The sequence below is a fragment of the Agrobacterium sp. GD03872 genome (assembly GCF_029840625.1).
GTDB lineage: Bacteria > Pseudomonadota > Alphaproteobacteria > Rhizobiales > Rhizobiaceae > Agrobacterium > Agrobacterium fabrum_A.
On record NZ_JAOCCY010000010.1, the window covers coordinates 68,348 to 84,610 of the forward strand.

Below are 16,263 nucleotides of genomic sequence, written 5' to 3' on the forward strand. Positions count from 1 at the left end.
GTTAACCTTATTCTTCTTGCCAGTCGCATGGAATCGCCGATAATGACGGCACTTCGGCTGATTTCAGCCAAATACCGTCATTCGGGGGAACTTATGAGCAATGTCGCTTCTAGCGTGGCTAAGAAAGTAGGGTTTGACGATATCATCCTCGCCCAAGGGAAGGATATATCGAGAAAGCTGAACCAGCTTCGTCTGGAAAGTTTTCCTCCGGATGCACGAAAAACCTTGCGGCAGTTCTCCATGGCGGAAGCTGCCTATTTCCTCGGTGTATCGCCAAGTAATCTAAAAAAATTGCACCTTGAAGGAAAAGGTGTCGTGCCTACGGTTCATGCAGGTGGGCGTCGAACCTATAGCGGAGAGCAGATACGAGAGCTTCGACACTGGCTGGATCAAAATGGTCGATCCGATGTGAAGAAGTATGTTCCGTGCCGCAGGAACAACGAAAAGCTGCAGGTAATAGCTGTCGTAAATTTCAAAGGCGGTTCGGGGAAGACCACCACGGCAGCACACCTTGGACAGCATCTCGCTTTAACGGGACACCGAGTGTTGGCAATTGATCTCGACCCGCAAGCATCGCTATCTGCCCTTTACGGATTTCAGCCTGAGCTAGATGGATGCCCTTCTGTCTACGAAGCAATTCGCTATGACGACAAGCGTGCCTCTCTTAAAGACGTAATCAGGCCGACAAACTTTCCCGACCTTGATGTCGTGCCAGCTACTCTTGAACTTCAAGAGTACGAATATGACACACCGGTTGCTATGCAGTCTGGCATGGAAGGAAAACGATTCTGGAACAGGCTGCAGCGTGCTCTTGAAGATGTCGATTCCGACTATGATGTCGTTGTATTGGATTGCCCTCCGCAACTAGGGTATTTGACACTTACCGCGTTGGCTGCGTCCACTTCGGTTCTGATCACAGTCCATCCACAAATGCTCGATCTCATGTCGATGTCTCAATTTCTATTGATGTTGGGAGACATCATAAAAACCGTGAAGCAGGCAGGTGGTGATGTGGAACTCGACTGGTTTCGCTACCTCATCACTCGCTATGAGCCAACGGACCTGCCTCAGGCTCAGATGGTCGCATTCATGAAGTCAATGTTGATCCCTCATATGGCTCAGAATGAAATGCTCAAATCCACGGCTGTTTCAGATGCCGGCTTGACCAAGCAAACACTTTACGAAGTCGAACGATCCGCGATGAATAGAGCGACCTACGACCGAGCCATGGAAGCCATGGAGGCGGTGAACGGAGAAATCCGAGAGTTGATACACGAAGCTTGGGGCAGACGGAAATAGACTGCGGTCTAAATCAGAGTTTTTGACTGTTTTCCCAATAGCTTAGTTATGGAATAACGATATGGCGAGAAAAAACATATTCAATAGTGTCATGCGCGATGACGTCTTGGAAAACTCTACGGAGGAAGAAGACGTGCCTGTGACCAGGTTCGGCGCAGCAAAGTCACTGTCGTCATCGCTAGATGCCTTAGCGAAGCAAGCGGAGCGCATCAACGAGGGGGATGTTGTTCTGGAGCTTGATCCCGATCAGTTGGATGCGTCATTCGTCCGTGACAGGTTGGGAACATCTGCTGTCTTGGAGGATGAAGAATATAGAGAGTTGGTCAATGCCATTCGGGACCGCGGCCAAGATTCGCCTATACTTGTCCGCCCAGACCCTAAAAACTCTGATCGTTATATGATCGTTTTCGGTCATCGCCGAGCACAGGCAGCGAAGGATTTGGGCCGCAAAGTTCGAGCCGTCATACGACAGCTCGACGAGCAGGCGCATGTTATAAGTCAAGGCCAGGAGAATTCAGCGCGTTCAAACTTAAGTTTCATCGAACGTGCATTGTTCGCTGATCGCTTGGAACGACTGGGCTATTCTCGCGAAGTCATCCAGGCAGCGTTATCGATAGACTATCAGACGTTGTCGAAAATGCTCACGATTCCTTCCGCATTCGGTGAAGACCTTATTGAGGCGATTGGCCCAGCTAAGGGAGTCGGTCGAGATCGTTGGCTTCAATTGCGCAAACTTATTGACGTTCCGAAGAATAAGGCCCTTGCCGAGCAGTATGTGACGGAGACTGAGTTCCTTCAGCTTCCTCAGGCCAACCGTTTCGAGGCGATATTCAGTCGGCTCAAGACGAGCAAAGGAAAGTCCCCCGTCAAGAAGGCGGAGAATGTCCAACCCAGGCAAGTCTGGAGCGCCACGGATGACATGGTCACCGTTTCGAAGAAGGCAACTCCCAAAGCCGTTACGCTCGTTTTGTCGTCATCGAATGGTGTAGCTTTTGGGGATTGGATCACGAAGAATCTTGGAGGTCTCTATGAGACTTTCCAAAAACAGACAGAAACCAAGGAGTGAAACGAGCAAAAGAAAAAGGCCCCGAAACCTAATTCCGGAAGCCTCTCTCTAAGTGTGGTAGCTTGAGAATCGCATTTCCCGGAATCACAGTCAAGAGTTTTTGGCACCATTCGGTGAGCGGATTTCTTTTGCCTATTGAAAGGTGAATGGAAATGCAGATTGGAAGCTTGACGACGCCCTTTGGGCGGCGGGCGATGACTCTTGGCCAAATTTCAAGACAGCTTGAGGGCATGGCCGTCAAACCGGAGGCCGAAGTCAATAAGTGGCAGGTCTTTCAGAATATTCGCGAGTCCCGAGAACTTCTCGGTGCTACCGATCGCTCGCTTGCGATCCTGAACGCCTTGTTGTCCTTTCATCCCGAAACGACGCTTACTGGCGAAGCCAAGCTCGTTGTCTGGCCGTCAAACGAGCAGTTGTCGGCCCGCGCCAACGGTATGCCTCCCACGAGCCTGCGCCGGCATCTTGCCGTCCTCGTCGAGTGCGGCCTGGTTATCAGGCGAGATAGTCCCAACGGCAAGCGGTTCGCTCGCAAGGGAAGGGGTGGTGAGATTGAGCAAGCTTATGGCTTCGATCTCTCGCCCATCATCGCCCGCGCGGCCGAGTTCAAGGAGATGGCGGAAGCGGTCCAGGCTGAGAAGAAGGCGTTCCGGATTGCCAAGGAACGACTGACATTGCTCCGCCGCGATATTGTCAAGCTCATTGAGGCAGGGATTGAAGAGGGCGTTCCTGGCAGGTGGGGACGGGTGCAGCAGAGCTATCAAGCGATCATTGAGAAGCTTCCGCGATCAGCACCGCGGCAACTCGTCGAGGACATTTGCATCGATCTCCACGCCCTATACACGGAAATCCGTGAGGTCTTGGAATCTTTCGCAAAAACTCAAAAATCGGACGCCAATGAGTCCCCATTCGGGCGTCACATACAGAATTCAAAACCAGACTCAATTTCTGAATCTGAACATGGCTCTAGAAATAAAGAAAAAGCGGGCGGCACGGCTGAAGAAGACGACAACGTTCGGAATTTACCAAAACGAGAACTGCCGCTCGGAATCGTTTTGGACGCCTGCCCTGGCATACGTGAACTCGCCCAAGGTGGAGAAATTCGGCATTGGCGCGATTTCCTCGGCGCCGCCGAACTTGTTCGGCCGATGCTGGGGATCAGCGCCAGCGCGTGGCGCGAGGCCTGTGAGATCCTTGGGGAGCAACATGCAGCGATTACACTGGCAGCGATTTACCAGCGGTCCGATCAAATTGCTTCTGCCGGTGGATATTTGCGCAGTCTGACGGATCGGGCGAGGGAGGGCAAGTTCTCGACCTGGCCGATGATTATGGCGCTCTTGCGGTCAAAGCTCGATCGGAAAGCGAGCACCGTGGGCAAAGAGCCTGACCTGTCTGAAGAGAACGGGCGTCGCAGCTCGGGATTGACCGCCTCCGACGCGCTCCTCAGGACGCTGGGCAAGTCAGGGCCGCGATGAAAGATATTGGCTGCGGGAAGTCTCATGAAGTCTGGATTCAACCAATGAATTTCTAGGTTGAACGTTGCAAAGCCTCGGGATCAACTAACTTGGGACCCTTCAGCGATAGCGGAAGGCCTCCACAAATTTCGTAAAGGCGGGGGAGGCGTGCCGTCGGCTGGGATAATAAAGGTGATAGCCCTGAAAATGCGGGTTCCACTCGGGCAGCACCTCGATGAGGCGACCGGCGTCGATGTGCGGTCGGGCCAGTTCTTCTGGCAAATGTCCCAGCCCCTGGCCGTCGAGCGCCGCGTTCAGAACCGGGACGATGCTGTTGAATGTCAGCTGACCGCTGACCCGGGCATTCAACTCGCGGTCGCCTTTCTGAAGCTCCCAGGCGTAGATGCCGCCACCCGTCGTCAGACGCAGGGTGATGCAGTTATGATTAGTCAGGTCCTGCGGTGTCTCCGGCATGGCCCGCCGCTCGAAATAGCCTGGCGAGCCCACAATGGCAAAACGCCAGTCCGGACCGATGCGGGTGGCGATCATGTCCTTGCTCACCGCCTCGCCCAGCCGAACACCGGCATCGAAGCGTTGCTCTACGATGTCGGTAAAGCCGTAGTCGATGCAGAATTCGACCCGTATATCCGGATATTCGGCCAGGAATGCTGACAGCTTCGGACGGAAGATCGTGTCGATAACGTAGTCATTGCAAGTGATGCGAACGGTTCCGGCAGGCTTATCGCGTAGTTCGCTCAGGGCGGCGACTTCCGCGTCGATTTGCTCGAAGTGTGGGCCGACCGATTGGAGAAAACGCTCGCCCACCTCCGTTGGCGAGACGCTGCGTGTTGTGCGGGAGAGCAGGCGTATTCCGACGCGTTGCTCAAGGCCACGGATTTTGTGGCTGAGCGCAGACGGGGTTACGCCCAGCCTGGAGGCGGCCCTGGAGAAGCTTCGTTCGCGGGCAACGGCGATGAGCGCCTGGATATCGCTGAGGTCGGTGATCGGCATTTGTGAATGCTACTCACAAGCTCATGGATTTTCCAGCGCCTTATCGAAGGAATTGCGTGCCACTATCTTTAGACCATAGCAGCAAGGCTCGACATTCTCGTCAAGCAATCGAAAGGAAAAGCCATGGAGATCATCCGCGCAGGAACCGCGCCCTCAGGTAAGGGACCGACCGACTGGTTCACCGGAACGGTGCGCATCGACCCGTTGTTCAATCCGATCGACAAGGAGCGCGTCCAGGGCGGGCTGGTTACATTCGAACCCGGCGCCCGGACTGCCTGGCATACGCATCCTTTGGGTCAGACCTTGATCGTCACCTCCGGCCGTGGCTGCGTGCAGCGCTGGGGCGTGCCGATCGAGGAAATCCATCCCGGCGATGTCGTGTGGTTTGCGCCCGGGGAAAAGCACTGGCACGGCGCCTCGGCCCAAACCGCCATGACCCATATTGCCATCCACGAGGTCAAGGACGGCAAGGTCGTCGACTGGATGGAAAAGGTCAGCGACGAGCAATATGCCGGCTGATCGGCAGACGGCGCCTCGAAGCGACGAAACTCCATTTCTCAGAATAAGGAACAATCAAATGATCCTGGAAGAAACCCTCACACTCTCCAATGGCGTGCAGATCCCGAAACTCGGGCTTGGCACCTGGATGATCGATGACGGTAAGGCGGCGGCTGCCGTGCGCGCCACAACCGAGATCGGCTACCGCCATATCGACACCGCTCAGGCCTATGGCAATGAACGGGGCGTCGGCGAGGGCGTTCGCGCCAGCGGCATTGCCCGCGACAAACTCTTCGTCACCACCAAGCTCGATGCCGGCATCAAGGATTATGAAAAGGCGAAGGCGGCCATCGACGGCTCGCTGAAGACGCTCGGCCTTGATCATATCGATCTGATGATCATCCACAGCCCGCAGCCGTGGTCCGAGTTTCATGGCGAGAACCGCTACTTCGAAGGCAATGTCGAAGCCTGGCGCGCGCTGGAAGAAGCCTATGGTGCCGGCAAACTACGGTCGATCGGCGTCTCCAATTTCCAGAAGGTCGACATCGACAACCTCATCGAGCATGCCTCCGTCAAGCCAATGATCAACCAGATCCTGGCGCATGTCAGCAATACCCCGTTCGACCTGATCGCCTATCTTGAGAGCCAGAACATCGTGGTCGAGGCCTATTCACCCGTCGGTCACGGCAAGATCCTCGACAATCCCGAATTCCGGAAAATGGCCGAACGGTATGGCGTCAGCGTTCCGCAGCTCGCTATCCGTTACGTCCTCCAGCTCGGCCCCGTCGCCCTGCCCAAGACGGCAAACCCGGATCACATGCGCAACAATGCCGATGTCGACTTCGAAATCTCCAGCGCCGATATGGAGACGCTGAAGAAAGCCGAGCCGATCAAGGACTATGGCGACGCGAGCATGTTCCCGGTCTACAGCAAGCCGTAGGCCGCAGCCCTTCGGCGGCCCGGCACGTTCTCGGACTGTCCGCCTGCCACCGCCCAAGAGGATTATTGCCAAACAACCGCCGCCTCACATCCATTTCGGTGTGAGGCGGATACACAAATTGCGAGACCACCATGCCCCACATCATCGTCAAACTCTGGCCCGGCAAGAGCGAAGCGCAGAAGCAGTCGCTGGCCGACGCCATCACCGACAACGTTACCACCGTTCTCGGCTATGGACCGGAATCAGTTTCGGTTGGCTTCGAGGAAGTTGACGCCAACCATTGGCGTGACGCGGTCTACCGTCCGGACATCGTCGGCAAGGATGCTACGCTTTACAAAAAGCCAGGCTACAAGATGTGAGCTTGGCCTGAGCTGAGATAAATGCTCGGTTCGTCGCTTGGGCCAAAATCGTCCATGGCCTTCCATTGATTCTGGCATCAGTCCTTGCAGAGGGGAGCGTGTCAGAGCCCCGCCGCTTTTGTCAGGTTGACGCGGAAGCGATCCCGCCGGCGCTGATAGCGGCGCGTCATCTCGGCCGAGGCATGTCCAAGTTGCTTCTGGACGTAGCGTTCATCGACTTCGGCGGAAGAGGCAAGGCCGGCACGCAAGGAATGCCCTGCGAATTTGAAGGCGCGTTCGATTTCACTCAGATCGCCGCGAATGCCGGCTGACATCGCAGTACGCTTGACGAGCCGGGCGACTTCCCTGTCGTTCAGCCGGTCCGGCCCGATCGACTTCCCCTGACCGGTTACGCGCCGGAACAGTGGACCGTGGGCAAGCTTTGCGAACTTGATCCAGGTTTCGATCGCAGCAACGGGGCAGGTGGCGTCCGACGAGCCCCGGCCGATCTCGACTTCGCGCCAGCCGGTCTTGCCGCGCAGCGTGACGAGCAGGCCCTTGTCGAGAATTTCGATCCAGCCCCGGCCGTCCTCCGTCTGATCGGCCTTCACATCCAACCCGACGATTTCCGAGCGCCGGAGACCGCCGGCATAGCCAATCAGCAGCATGGCGCGATCCCGCAAGCCGCGTAGGGTTCCCCGGTCGAGCGTCTCCAGCATGGCAACGATATCCTCAGCCAGGACCGCCTCTTTCTGCAAAGGCGGGCGGGCGTGGCTGTTGCGGATCCCGGCCATCACGGTGGCGATGTGCCGATCCTTGCGATCAAGGGTTAGCCCGCGCTGGGCATAGTTCCACGACAGCGAGGACAGGCGACGCTCGATCGTCGAGACCGAATTCGCCTTGGCGCCGCGTTCGGCGGTCCCTGACGCGCAGGCGGTGATGTAGAGGCCGACGGTCTGCGAATGCGGGGGGAGGGGAGTGAGGCCCGAGCGCCGGCACCAGGCGGAGAAGTGTTTCCAGTCGGCGGCATAGGCGCGACGGGTGTTGGCGGAACTGGCGGCCTCGACATAACCCCGCGCTCGATCGGTGAGATCCTGCAGATGACCCGGCAGGTAAGACGCCGGTTGCGGGGTAGGCGAGGGCGCCGTCTCTGACAAATCTTCGCCAAGTATGATCTCGCCGCCGCTGTTCATGCCGCCTCGATATCCGTCTGCCTAAAATCGTTGCCCTTGAACAGGAGCGGTTCGCCGGTCAGACTGGCAAGTGCATAAGAGAAGCAGTCTCCGTAGTTCAGTGAGGCCGGATGGCGGCCCTTGCCATAGCGGCGCCAGGCGCGGCGTGCCTGATCGGCGTGCTCGGCGGTCACTGCAGCGACTTCAACCTTCGCCTTATGCAGCCACAGATCGAGCTCTGCGCCGCCAGGTTCGCCAAAGCGCCCTTCGACGACCATCCCGGCTTCGACGAGTGTTGCCGCCGAGATGAGCCTGATGGGATCGTCAGCGATGCGTTTACTATAGTCTGCGGCATCAGGCTCATTGAAAAAGATCGCGACGATGGCGGACGTATCGATCACCATCAGTTGGGAATCCCATTTTCGTCGTAGCCGATGATGTCATCGGGACTACGGTGATCGAGAACGGGCAAGGCGCTCAAGCGCCGCTGCATTGCTGCCATGTCTTCGAGAAGGGCATCCTTCCCCGCTTGCGAGCCCATCCGCTTCAGCCGATCCTCGAGGGCGCGTCGCGTCGCAATGGTTATGGTCTCGCCGGTGCGCGCGGCAAGCGCACGGGCGAGCTTTTCTGTTTCGGGATCTTTGATGCTCAGCGCCATTGAAGATTTCCAGGTTCCTTGATATATATATTCTACCTAAAGCCTGCACGGCGGCGGGGAGTCTAACCACGCAGCCGCCGCACTCTCTCGCGTCGCTCAGCCGGAAAAGCGGTTGTTAATGCGACTCAACGCCTCGAAAATGGCCATTCTCTATTTAAAGCACGATACGTCCGATAAGCCAAGATTATTGGACATTGTGGAGCCAACAAAGCTGCGGCGCTATAGGTGCATTTCTCTGGCAGAAAGCGCCGTCACAATATAAGCTGCCGACATGGGAAAACCGCGCGCCGAGCCTTTGGAAACCTTGCCGATGCTGCCCCCGCTGCCGGGCTGGATCGTCTCTGCGCCGTCCGAGCCGCCGGAGGCTGCGGCCTTCCGGTCCGGGGCCGCGCTGGCGCATCTGGGTCAGGCAATGGCGTCGGGGGATGTGCCTCTGGCGCTGTGGCGCGATCGTCTGGCCCTGACGGCGGCCGAGAACTGCGCTGCGATGGCGGGGCGAAGGGAAGGGCAGGGCGCCTTGCGCGATGCCCTGCACCTGACGGGACCGGGCGACGACCCCGGCCCGGCGGGGCGGATCGCACGGCAGTGGTCACGCGCGGCGGCGCGGCCGGTTTCGGTCGCGCATCTGGTCAATACGCTGGACGGGGTAACGGCAGAGCGGATCGCGCTTTGCCTTGATGCCACCGGACCGACCCCAGTGGACCGCGCGGCGCAGGTCGTCGAGGCGGTGCTGACCGATAGTCCGCGAGCCGAGGCCGCCGCCCTGATCCTGTCCGATGCCGCGTTGGCAAAAGCGTTGGGGGCAACGCATGTGCTGCCGCTTCTGGCGCTGACGCTCAAGCCCCGCGATATACGCTTGCGGGGCGATGAGCTGCGGCTGGCCTGTCACCGCGCCGTTGTCTCTGCCGTTCGGCAGGCGCTGCCGCTGGCCGGCGATCTGGCCCGCGCGGCGGCCCGCCTTCGGGCAGTGGCCCCGAAGCTGCGCGCCAAGGCGGCGGGCCGGGCGGTCGATCTGTTCCTGTCGCGCGATGCGCTGGTGCCGGGGGCATTGGCCTTCATGTCGGATCGGGCCGCGCGACGGCTCTGCGACCGACTGGTGGCGCTCGGCGCCGTGCGCGAACTGACAGGGCGGGACACGTTCCGACTTTACGGGGTCTGAGCATGGGGCGGCGCGAGGACACAGAACTTGACCGCGAATTGGCCGTTCTTCCCCCTGAGCTGCGCTGGCGGGAATGGATGCGTCGGATCGAGGCGGTGCTGTTCGCAAGCACGACCCCGGTGGCGCGCGAGGATCTGGCGCGGGTCGTGGGGCAGGGGGCCTCAGTCGATCTGTTGATCGAGGATCTGGCAGTGGATCTGGAAGGCCGACCCTATGAGGTGGCACAGGTGGGAAAGGCGTGGATGCTGCGCACGCGCGCGGCCTATGCCCCAGCGATCCGCGCCGCGGCGGATGTGGACGGCCAAGCGATGAACCTGTCGGAATACGATCTGGCCGTGCTGGCGGCGATTGCGTATCACCAGCCGATCAGCCGCGACGGGTTGAAGGACATCTTCGGAAAAGAGATCAGCCGTGACCTGATCGGCCGACTTGCCGAGCGGGACCTGATCGGCACCGGCCCTCGCGAACCCCGCCGTGGCGCGCCTCATACCTTCGTCACCACCGAGGCGTTCTTGGCTGCCTTCGGGATGGAGTCCTTGCGCGACCTGCCAGACCCCGAGCAATTGGACGATGCAGGCCTGGCAGGCCCATCGGGGGCCATGGAAGGTTAGGCGACCGGCCAGGCTTCAGCAGGAAATCAGCGACTTTGGTGAAGCCGGATTGCTGCCCGCAGCAAGGCGGCCAGATCAGGCTCTCTGGAGGAGGAGGCCGGCCCCGGCCCGGCAGTTTCGCCAAGCCGATCTCTGAGCGTCCCGACCAACCCCTTGTGGTCTTCGGAGGCGCGGGCCAGCCCGAGCCAGAAGGTCAGCGGGCCGCGTTCTGTGGGGTCTCTTACCTCGATCTGCCGCTCTGACAACCGCTGGAAGAAATTGTAGCGAACCCGATGCGACAAGAATGGGACCGTTGATGTCGCCGTTCTGACGGGCACTGGGTGTTTCATAAGCTGCACGGCGAGAGACTTCCGGTCGTCCTGCGCGCGCCCAGCGGAATCAAGGCGCAGCAGATCGTCGATCAGCCGCTCGAGGCGCCGGGCGCCCGTACTTGCCGGGCCAGTCGGTTTTACGAGAGGGGCGTCGCAGAAGGCGCAGTACTGTTGTGGCACGAGCCGAGCCTGACGAAATGGCGCAAGGCTCTGCCCACAAGACGGGCAACGGTCGCGCAAGCGGCAGCCATGGCGAAAGCAGGACACGCGGGTTGCCAAGGTCCAGCTCCGCCGGAAATAGGGCACCTCGTCTTCCCCCAGGCAGGAGGGACAGAACTGCAACCAACAGGACTGCGCCGTCGATGTCCCTGCATCTTGCGGCCGGGTCCGCAGCCGCAAGCGCAGGGTCGAGAGTGGACTGTTGGCCAGACAAAGACCGTCGATCTCGTCGGGGCAGATCGCCGTATGGTCGAGCAGCAAGCGACGAACAGAATCCGGCAGATGCCGGTCAAGTTGCGCCGACCATGTCTCGCCGGCCACCCCGAGCACCGCTCCAAAATAGCGCGGCGGCACACCATTGGCATGTGCAAGCCGATGCAGCCAGCTTGACAAAAGCTCCCCAGGAGCTGGCCGGACGTCCACCGGCCAGCGATGCCCCGCGGCCACTCTATAGCGGCGGGCCGGGGAGACGGTGATCCTCTGCGCACTGCTGGTCATGTCATTGAATGGCGCAAGGCCGAGTTCCGTCGCCGTGACAGCGGTACATAGCCGAGGGCCATGACGGTGCTGGACGTGATCCTTTCCTCACCGCTCTCAACAGCTGCCACCGCCGTCCGGGTGACGATGTCGACCACCTCGCCAATCAGCCCTTCCGACAGATCATGGATCATTTTGGCCAGGGGAGGTCGTGAGAGGTTTGAGGCATGCGCAAGCGGCATGCTGGCCTCGAGACTGTCGAGAAGCGTGGCGAAGTCTTCGTCGATTCCCCACCGTGACACTGCGACCGTATCGAACCGCGAGCCCATTTCTTCAGTGTCGTGCAATGCATCATAGACAGCGATTTCGCCGACAAGCACGGGCGAGATGTCATGCACGCGTGCGATCCGCCGCAGGAACGAGAAGATTGCCTTCACATCCTGTCGGCGTCCGCGCAGAACACTGTGGAATTCGTCGAAGATGAGCAGGCGCGGCTTGACGCTGTCGAGAAGATGATCGACCTGTTCGCTGGCGCGGGACAGGCTACGCCAGCCGGCAGCTTGCGGGGCGCGCAGTCCGGACAGAATGCTGGCGTAGAAATGCGACAGGCCTGCCCCCTCCCGGGTCTGGATCACCCAGACCCTTTGCCGGTCGGCACGGCGCAGATGTTCGACGGCGAAGCGTTCGGCGATCATGGTCTTGCCGTTGTGATAGGGACCAGCAATCAACAAGCCGCGTGGACGGAGTGATGGCGGGCGTTCCAACAGCAGCCGCATCGCATCATGTGCCGCAGAGGCACCGGGATGGCCTATCCAGCGTGGCGCCCGAATATGAGCAATGCGGGTGGCAGCATCCGCATCGAGCAACGCTGAGGTTGATGGTAGGAGATGGTCGGCCATGCTACCAGGTCTCCACAGGAAAGACGCGGCGGGGTCGGTCAGGTTCTGGTCCGGTATGGGTCGCCTCCGAAACCTGCCCGACATTTTGATACGCCTTCGGCGCGTCTGCGGCGTGTCGGGCCCTGGTCATTTCCCGCAGGTGAGCCTTCTTGGATTTGGCCCCGGCGACGGTCGCCGCGATTTCCCGGCGCAGAAGCGTCTTTTCCTGCGCCGGTCGTTGTTGGCTCTCTCGCGTGCGCGCTCGGTCGGCTTCATGCTGCCAAAGGGTGATTGGCATGGTCACCCCATCCCGCCGCTTTACCGGACGCCAGATCCGCGTGTCGGGATCGGCGATGTAGATCCGGCTGATGTCCCGGGGGTCGTAGCATAGATCCAGAGGTGGCAACCGGTCACGGCGGGCGACGAGAGGCCCAAGCCATTGCTCGAAGTAGTCGATGGCGAACAGGCTGACGCCCTGGGGAGAGATGCGGCGTGTTGTGCGGGGGAGAAAGTTGAGCAGGACTTGGTCAGGATCATCGATCGGCCGGTCCGTCGGTGGAAGTCGCAGCTCCCATTCGAGGCGAGGCACAGTCAGCTTGCGCGCGTTCTGGGTCTGGTTGTGATCGACGATTGCCAGGGCGATGCAACGCTCGAGGGCCGCGAAGGTCAGACTTGCCCTCTCATCGGACGAATAGTCGCCGCGATCCGCGATCGACCGTCCGGTCTTGCCAGGAAGAGAGCGAAGCACCGTGTTCACTTTTCCAAGGAGGCGTTCGACAACGCCACCCCGATGAACCGTTCCCTTGCTCCGGGTGCGGACGGTTATGCCGAAGTCGGCGCATCCCGTCGTGAAGGTGCTGCTTTGAAACTCGTTGGCGGAGTCGACAACGATCTGCTTCGGGCGGCCGCACATTTCCCATGGGTGCGCAATCCCGCGTTCGGCCAGCCAGTCATCCTTGCGGCACATCGCGTGTGCCAAGCACAATGCCACCGAGAGTCGGGACGGGCGTTCGAGGGTGAGGCAAAAGCCGATGATTGCACTAGTCGCCACATCGGCGGCGATGGTCAGATAGGGTCTGCCCACGAAAACGCCATGATCGTCGATCACCTCGACGAACTGGATATCGGCCGGTGTGTGATCGATCTGGACGACGTCAAGGGCGTGTGCTGCACGGATGTATCCCGGACGCGGTTTCAGGCGATGAAGATGTTTGCCACCGGAAAGCCGCCGCCGTGCGATCTCCTCAGGAGTGAAGATGATCGGAATCCGCTTGGCCACGGTGACATAGGCCGGGGGCTTGAAGCCTTGGCCGGAACAGCGCGCGCGGATCTCGTCGACGATTGGCGCGAGGTCGGGTTGCTCCGGCTGCAGCCACATCTCCCGCAACGTCTCGGAAATGATGGCTTCAACGCCGATCGATATCCTCGCACGCCGCGCACCGTTTGTTCGCGGCAGAACCGACGACACACGTCGCTCCCCACGATACCGGGCGAGGTGATTGTAGACCTGACGGGTCGACAGGCGCAGTTCCACCGCTGCCCGGCTGACAGCCTCCCGCATTGGCAAGTCCCCGTCCAGAACGCGGTCCAACTCGCGGACAATCCGAACCGCCTTCGACCAAGCTTCCTCTGAAGCGCGGGAAGCTGCCCGTTCCAAGGGCCGATCTTTGCTGAGCGTTGTCATTCCGCCGTGCCCTTCGAACCCTATTGAAGCCCTAAATGAAATTGAAATTGCAAAGCAAAAACTCTCGCCGCTTCCAGAGCTACCTTGTGGAAATCATGTGAAAACCAAGCAGTGAAATCATGAAGGAAAAGCGACAGTGGTTTCTGCCCGGTCCGATGGAAGAGGAACCGGATTATTTGCCGCCCGGACCAAGGGCCGAACCGTGTGAAACCGAAGCCCTCGACGATTGGCGGAAAGCAGAGGCGGGCCATGCCGCGCGTCTCGCCCGCGCCGCAGGCCGGCTTGGTGCGTTTGATGATAGGCTGCGGCGCGGGCCAGTGGGCTGGTGCCACAGGCTGGCCTTGATCGAGGCTGCCGATCTGAGTTGGTTTGCGGGCGACCGCATTGGACCGGATAGGTTGGCGCTCTGGATATCCATGCGCCTGTCAGGGGTACAGGACGATACTGCCGCGCTCGCGCGTGTCGGTTGGGCGGTACGGCGGCTATCGGGTGGGCCAAGGCCTGAGGTTGACCTTGCTGCATTCCTTGACCGCCGCGACCCCGAGAACCTTGCCGATGCGGCCGAACCGTTTGCGGATCGCGCAGGCGGTTGGTTGTACCTGACGGCGCAAGCCTCCGAGTTGCACCCAATCACCCGTGCTTGCATGGGCTTTCACCTCTGGAGCCTCGCGGGACTCGGGCAGCAAGGCGATCGAATGGAGGCGGCCGTCACAGCTGCGTGGATCGCGACCAGTGAGGGTAAGGGAGCAGTCTTTGCACCTCTAGCCATGGGCGGGGCAGGGGGGCTGCGCGCCGGTGGTCCACCCGCTGAACGTCTAGCCCGCTGGCTTGACGGAATGGAGACGGCGTGTCTGACCGCGATGCGGCACCTCGACGATATTGAAGCGTGGTCAGTGCGGGCGGAAGCCGAGATGACCTCACTTTCGGGAAAGACCCCTCGCGCCTTGCGCGCCGTGTTGACCGAATGGCCCCTTGTATCCGCCCCGATGGCCGAAGCTCTGATCGGCGCCAGTCGCGCCGCCGTCCAGCGCAACCTTGCCTAGATGGAATCGCGTGGTCTGATCCGTGAGGTGACCGGGCAAGGACGCTATCGGATGTGGCGGATTACGAACTGAAGACTGCACTAGGCTTCGCTGTTCACGTTGGTGGCAAAGGCGCCGAAGCCCTCATGCAGCAGAGGATCCCGAGAAACGCTGTTCACTTAATGCATTTGTTGCACTTATTTCATATATAGTGGTAGGCAGTACAAAACGCAGAGGAGACCACCATGAACATGTTGGCACACCGGCATCTTCCACCGACCCCGCAGGACGCGGCAATCGCGCGCGTCTCCGGACAGGCCCTGTCGCGCTTTGCGGCGACCCGAGGCCCCTTGAAGCTTCGCGTTACAGACGCGGAGCAGATGGAACCGATCGAACTTCCTGCGGGCGCTGTTGCGCTACTTATGGAGGTCCTCGAGGCGATGGCAGCCGGTCGCGGCGTCACCATCATTCCTGAGAACGCTGAACTCTCGACTGCCCAGGCGGCAGAGGTATTGAATGTATCGCGGCCGTTCCTGATCAAACTGCTCGAGGATGGCAGTATCCCGCATCGGAAGGTCGGCAAGCATCGCCGCGTCCGCATGGAAGACGTCATGTCGTACAAGGCAGCCATCGACAACGAGCGCGAAGCTGTCCTTGATCAACTGGCCGCCGACGCACAGGACCAGGACATGGGCTATGGCTCGAAATGAGCCAGTACACGGTCCTTTTCGACGCGAATGTCCTCTACCCTGCGCCCATGCGGGACGCGCTGATGCAATTGGCGGTCACGGATCTTTTCAAGGCCAAGTGGACGGCTGACATCCATCGGGAATGGATCGACGCGCTTCTGCGCAATGAACCTCATCGGGAGCGGGCGGCGCTGGAGCGAACCCGTGACTTGATGGACAGGGCGACACGCGACTGCCTGGTCACCGGCTATGAAGCATTGGTGCCCGCCCTCACGTTGCCGGACGAAGATGATCGGCACGTTCTGGCGGCCGCAATCGTTGGAAGGTGCGACGCCATCGTAACCCAGAACCTGAAGGACTTCCCGCCAGAGGTACTTGCACCGTTTGGCATTGAGACCCAGCACCCCGATGACTTTTTCCGGAACCAGCTGTCTCTCGCGCCAGGTTTGGTCTGCTCAACGCTGCGCAAAGTTCGCGCGCGCCTCAAGAACCCGCCCAAGAGCGTTGAAGAGTATCTGTCGATCCTGACGCAGCAGGGGCTGGTCGCAACGGTTGCCGATTTGGAGCAGTTCGCCGATCTGCTTTGATGGCGCCAACAACCCCAAGGGACTACACGAAATCAGCGCAACCTCATTGGCGTCAAGCGCGAAACCTGATCCGCGAGACGAGCAGTTGAGACCGATATCGGATGTCGCGAGTCGCAAGCCGAGGCTTGACGATTGCAACTTCCTAGGGGTCAGGACCCATTAATCGGCTTGAGGCCGGTCTGCCTGCGTGATT

General features: G+C 59.9%; 18 protein-coding genes. 11 read left to right on the forward strand and 7 right to left on the reverse strand.

The features are described from left to right. The first annotated feature begins 93 nt into the window (after positions 1 to 93). The 3 genes from repA to repC all read left to right on the forward strand — a co-directional run bounded on the left by repA (position 94) and on the right by repC (position 3,837). Positions 94 to 1,299, forward strand: coding sequence for a plasmid partitioning protein RepA (gene repA, locus N5D22_RS19425; protein ID WP_279657365.1), 1,206 nt, complete (start codon positions 94 to 96; stop codon positions 1,297 to 1,299). A gap of 61 nt (positions 1,300 to 1,360) precedes the next feature. Next, positions 1,361 to 2,365, forward strand: a complete 1,005-nt coding sequence (gene repB / locus N5D22_RS19430; protein WP_279657366.1) for a plasmid partitioning protein RepB — start codon at positions 1,361 to 1,363, stop codon at positions 2,363 to 2,365. A gap of 152 nt (positions 2,366 to 2,517) precedes the next feature. Then, entirely contained in the window at positions 2,518 to 3,837 is a 1,320-nt protein-coding gene (gene repC, locus N5D22_RS19435) for a plasmid replication protein RepC (protein ID WP_279657430.1), read from the forward strand. Between the two features lie 99 nt (positions 3,838 to 3,936). On the opposite strand, the gene N5D22_RS19440 is transcribed toward repC, so the two are convergent. Further along, entirely contained in the window at positions 3,937 to 4,827 is an 891-nt protein-coding gene (locus N5D22_RS19440; RefSeq protein WP_279657367.1) for a LysR family transcriptional regulator, read from the reverse strand. 123 nt (positions 4,828 to 4,950) lie between these two features. Here N5D22_RS19440 and N5D22_RS19445 point away from each other — a divergent pair, with 123 nt between their 5' ends. The 3 genes from N5D22_RS19445 to N5D22_RS19455 all read left to right on the forward strand — a co-directional run bounded on the left by N5D22_RS19445 (position 4,951) and on the right by N5D22_RS19455 (position 6,624). Next, positions 4,951 to 5,346: a cupin domain-containing protein gene (locus N5D22_RS19445; RefSeq protein WP_279657368.1), complete on the forward strand. Its 396-nt coding sequence runs from the start codon at positions 4,951 to 4,953 to the stop codon at positions 5,344 to 5,346. Between the two features lie 58 nt (positions 5,347 to 5,404). After that, positions 5,405 to 6,265, forward strand: a complete 861-nt coding sequence (locus tag N5D22_RS19450; RefSeq protein WP_279657369.1) for an aldo/keto reductase — start codon at positions 5,405 to 5,407, stop codon at positions 6,263 to 6,265. A gap of 131 nt (positions 6,266 to 6,396) precedes the next feature. Next, complete coding sequence (locus N5D22_RS19455; RefSeq protein ID WP_279657370.1) at positions 6,397 to 6,624, forward strand: tautomerase family protein; 228 nt, start codon at positions 6,397 to 6,399, stop codon at positions 6,622 to 6,624. 101 nt (positions 6,625 to 6,725) lie between these two features. On the opposite strand, the gene N5D22_RS19460 is transcribed toward N5D22_RS19455, so the two are convergent. The 3 genes from N5D22_RS19460 to N5D22_RS19470 are packed head-to-tail and all read right to left on the reverse strand — an operon-like array spanning position 6,726 to position 8,433. Then, entirely contained in the window at positions 6,726 to 7,796 is a 1,071-nt protein-coding gene (locus tag N5D22_RS19460; protein WP_279657371.1) for a site-specific integrase, read from the reverse strand. Beyond that, positions 7,793 to 8,179 (reverse strand): type II toxin-antitoxin system VapC family toxin, encoded by a 387-nt coding sequence (locus N5D22_RS19465; RefSeq protein WP_279657372.1) that lies wholly within the window; start codon positions 8,177 to 8,179, stop codon positions 7,793 to 7,795. The genes N5D22_RS19460 and N5D22_RS19465 overlap by 4 nt, the downstream gene beginning before the upstream one ends. Beyond that, on the reverse strand, positions 8,179 to 8,433 hold the full coding sequence (locus N5D22_RS19470; RefSeq protein ID WP_279657373.1) for a type II toxin-antitoxin system VapB family antitoxin: 255 nt from the start codon (positions 8,431 to 8,433) through the stop codon (positions 8,179 to 8,181). Before N5D22_RS19470 ends, N5D22_RS19465 begins: the two co-directional genes overlap by 1 nt. A 271-nt stretch (positions 8,434 to 8,704) precedes the next feature. Between N5D22_RS19470 and N5D22_RS19475 the strand changes: the two genes are divergently transcribed. Together N5D22_RS19475 and N5D22_RS19480 are read left to right on the forward strand one after the other, a co-directional pair. Beyond that, entirely contained in the window at positions 8,705 to 9,592 is an 888-nt protein-coding gene (locus N5D22_RS19475; RefSeq protein WP_279657375.1) for a DUF1403 family protein, read from the forward strand. Positions 9,593 to 9,594: 2 nt separating this feature from the next. Beyond that, a complete protein-coding gene (locus N5D22_RS19480) occupies positions 9,595 to 10,203 on the forward strand; it encodes an SMC-Scp complex subunit ScpB (RefSeq protein ID WP_279657376.1) in 609 nt (202 codons plus the stop codon). 26 nt (positions 10,204 to 10,229) lie between these two features. On the opposite strand, the gene N5D22_RS19485 is transcribed toward N5D22_RS19480, so the two are convergent. Genes N5D22_RS19485 through N5D22_RS19495 form a run of 3 tightly spaced genes read right to left on the reverse strand, consistent with a single transcriptional unit; the run spans position 10,230 to position 13,772 of the window. Then, a complete protein-coding gene (locus tag N5D22_RS19485) occupies positions 10,230 to 11,231 on the reverse strand; it encodes a TniQ family protein (protein WP_279657377.1) in 1,002 nt (333 codons plus the stop codon). Then, positions 11,228 to 12,109 (reverse strand): TniB family NTP-binding protein, encoded by an 882-nt coding sequence (locus N5D22_RS19490; protein WP_279657378.1) that lies wholly within the window; start codon positions 12,107 to 12,109, stop codon positions 11,228 to 11,230. The genes N5D22_RS19485 and N5D22_RS19490 overlap by 4 nt, the downstream gene beginning before the upstream one ends. A 1-nt stretch (position 12,110) precedes the next feature. Beyond that, positions 12,111 to 13,772, reverse strand: coding sequence for a transposase (locus N5D22_RS19495; RefSeq protein ID WP_279681068.1), 1,662 nt, complete (start codon positions 13,770 to 13,772; stop codon positions 12,111 to 12,113). 119 nt (positions 13,773 to 13,891) lie between these two features. Between N5D22_RS19495 and N5D22_RS19500 the strand changes: the two genes are divergently transcribed. The 3 genes from N5D22_RS19500 (at position 13,892) to N5D22_RS19510 (ending at position 16,070) form a co-directional block, all read left to right on the forward strand. Continuing rightward, a complete protein-coding gene (locus N5D22_RS19500; protein WP_279657380.1) occupies positions 13,892 to 14,815 on the forward strand; it encodes a hypothetical protein in 924 nt (307 codons plus the stop codon). Positions 14,816 to 15,039: 224 nt separating this feature from the next. After that, positions 15,040 to 15,504 (forward strand): helix-turn-helix domain-containing protein, encoded by a 465-nt coding sequence (locus N5D22_RS19505; protein WP_279657381.1) that lies wholly within the window; start codon positions 15,040 to 15,042, stop codon positions 15,502 to 15,504. Then, positions 15,501 to 16,070, forward strand: coding sequence for a PIN domain-containing protein (locus N5D22_RS19510; protein ID WP_279657382.1), 570 nt, complete (start codon positions 15,501 to 15,503; stop codon positions 16,068 to 16,070). The genes N5D22_RS19505 and N5D22_RS19510 overlap by 4 nt, the downstream gene beginning before the upstream one ends. The last annotated feature ends 193 nt before the right edge of the window (positions 16,071 to 16,263 follow it).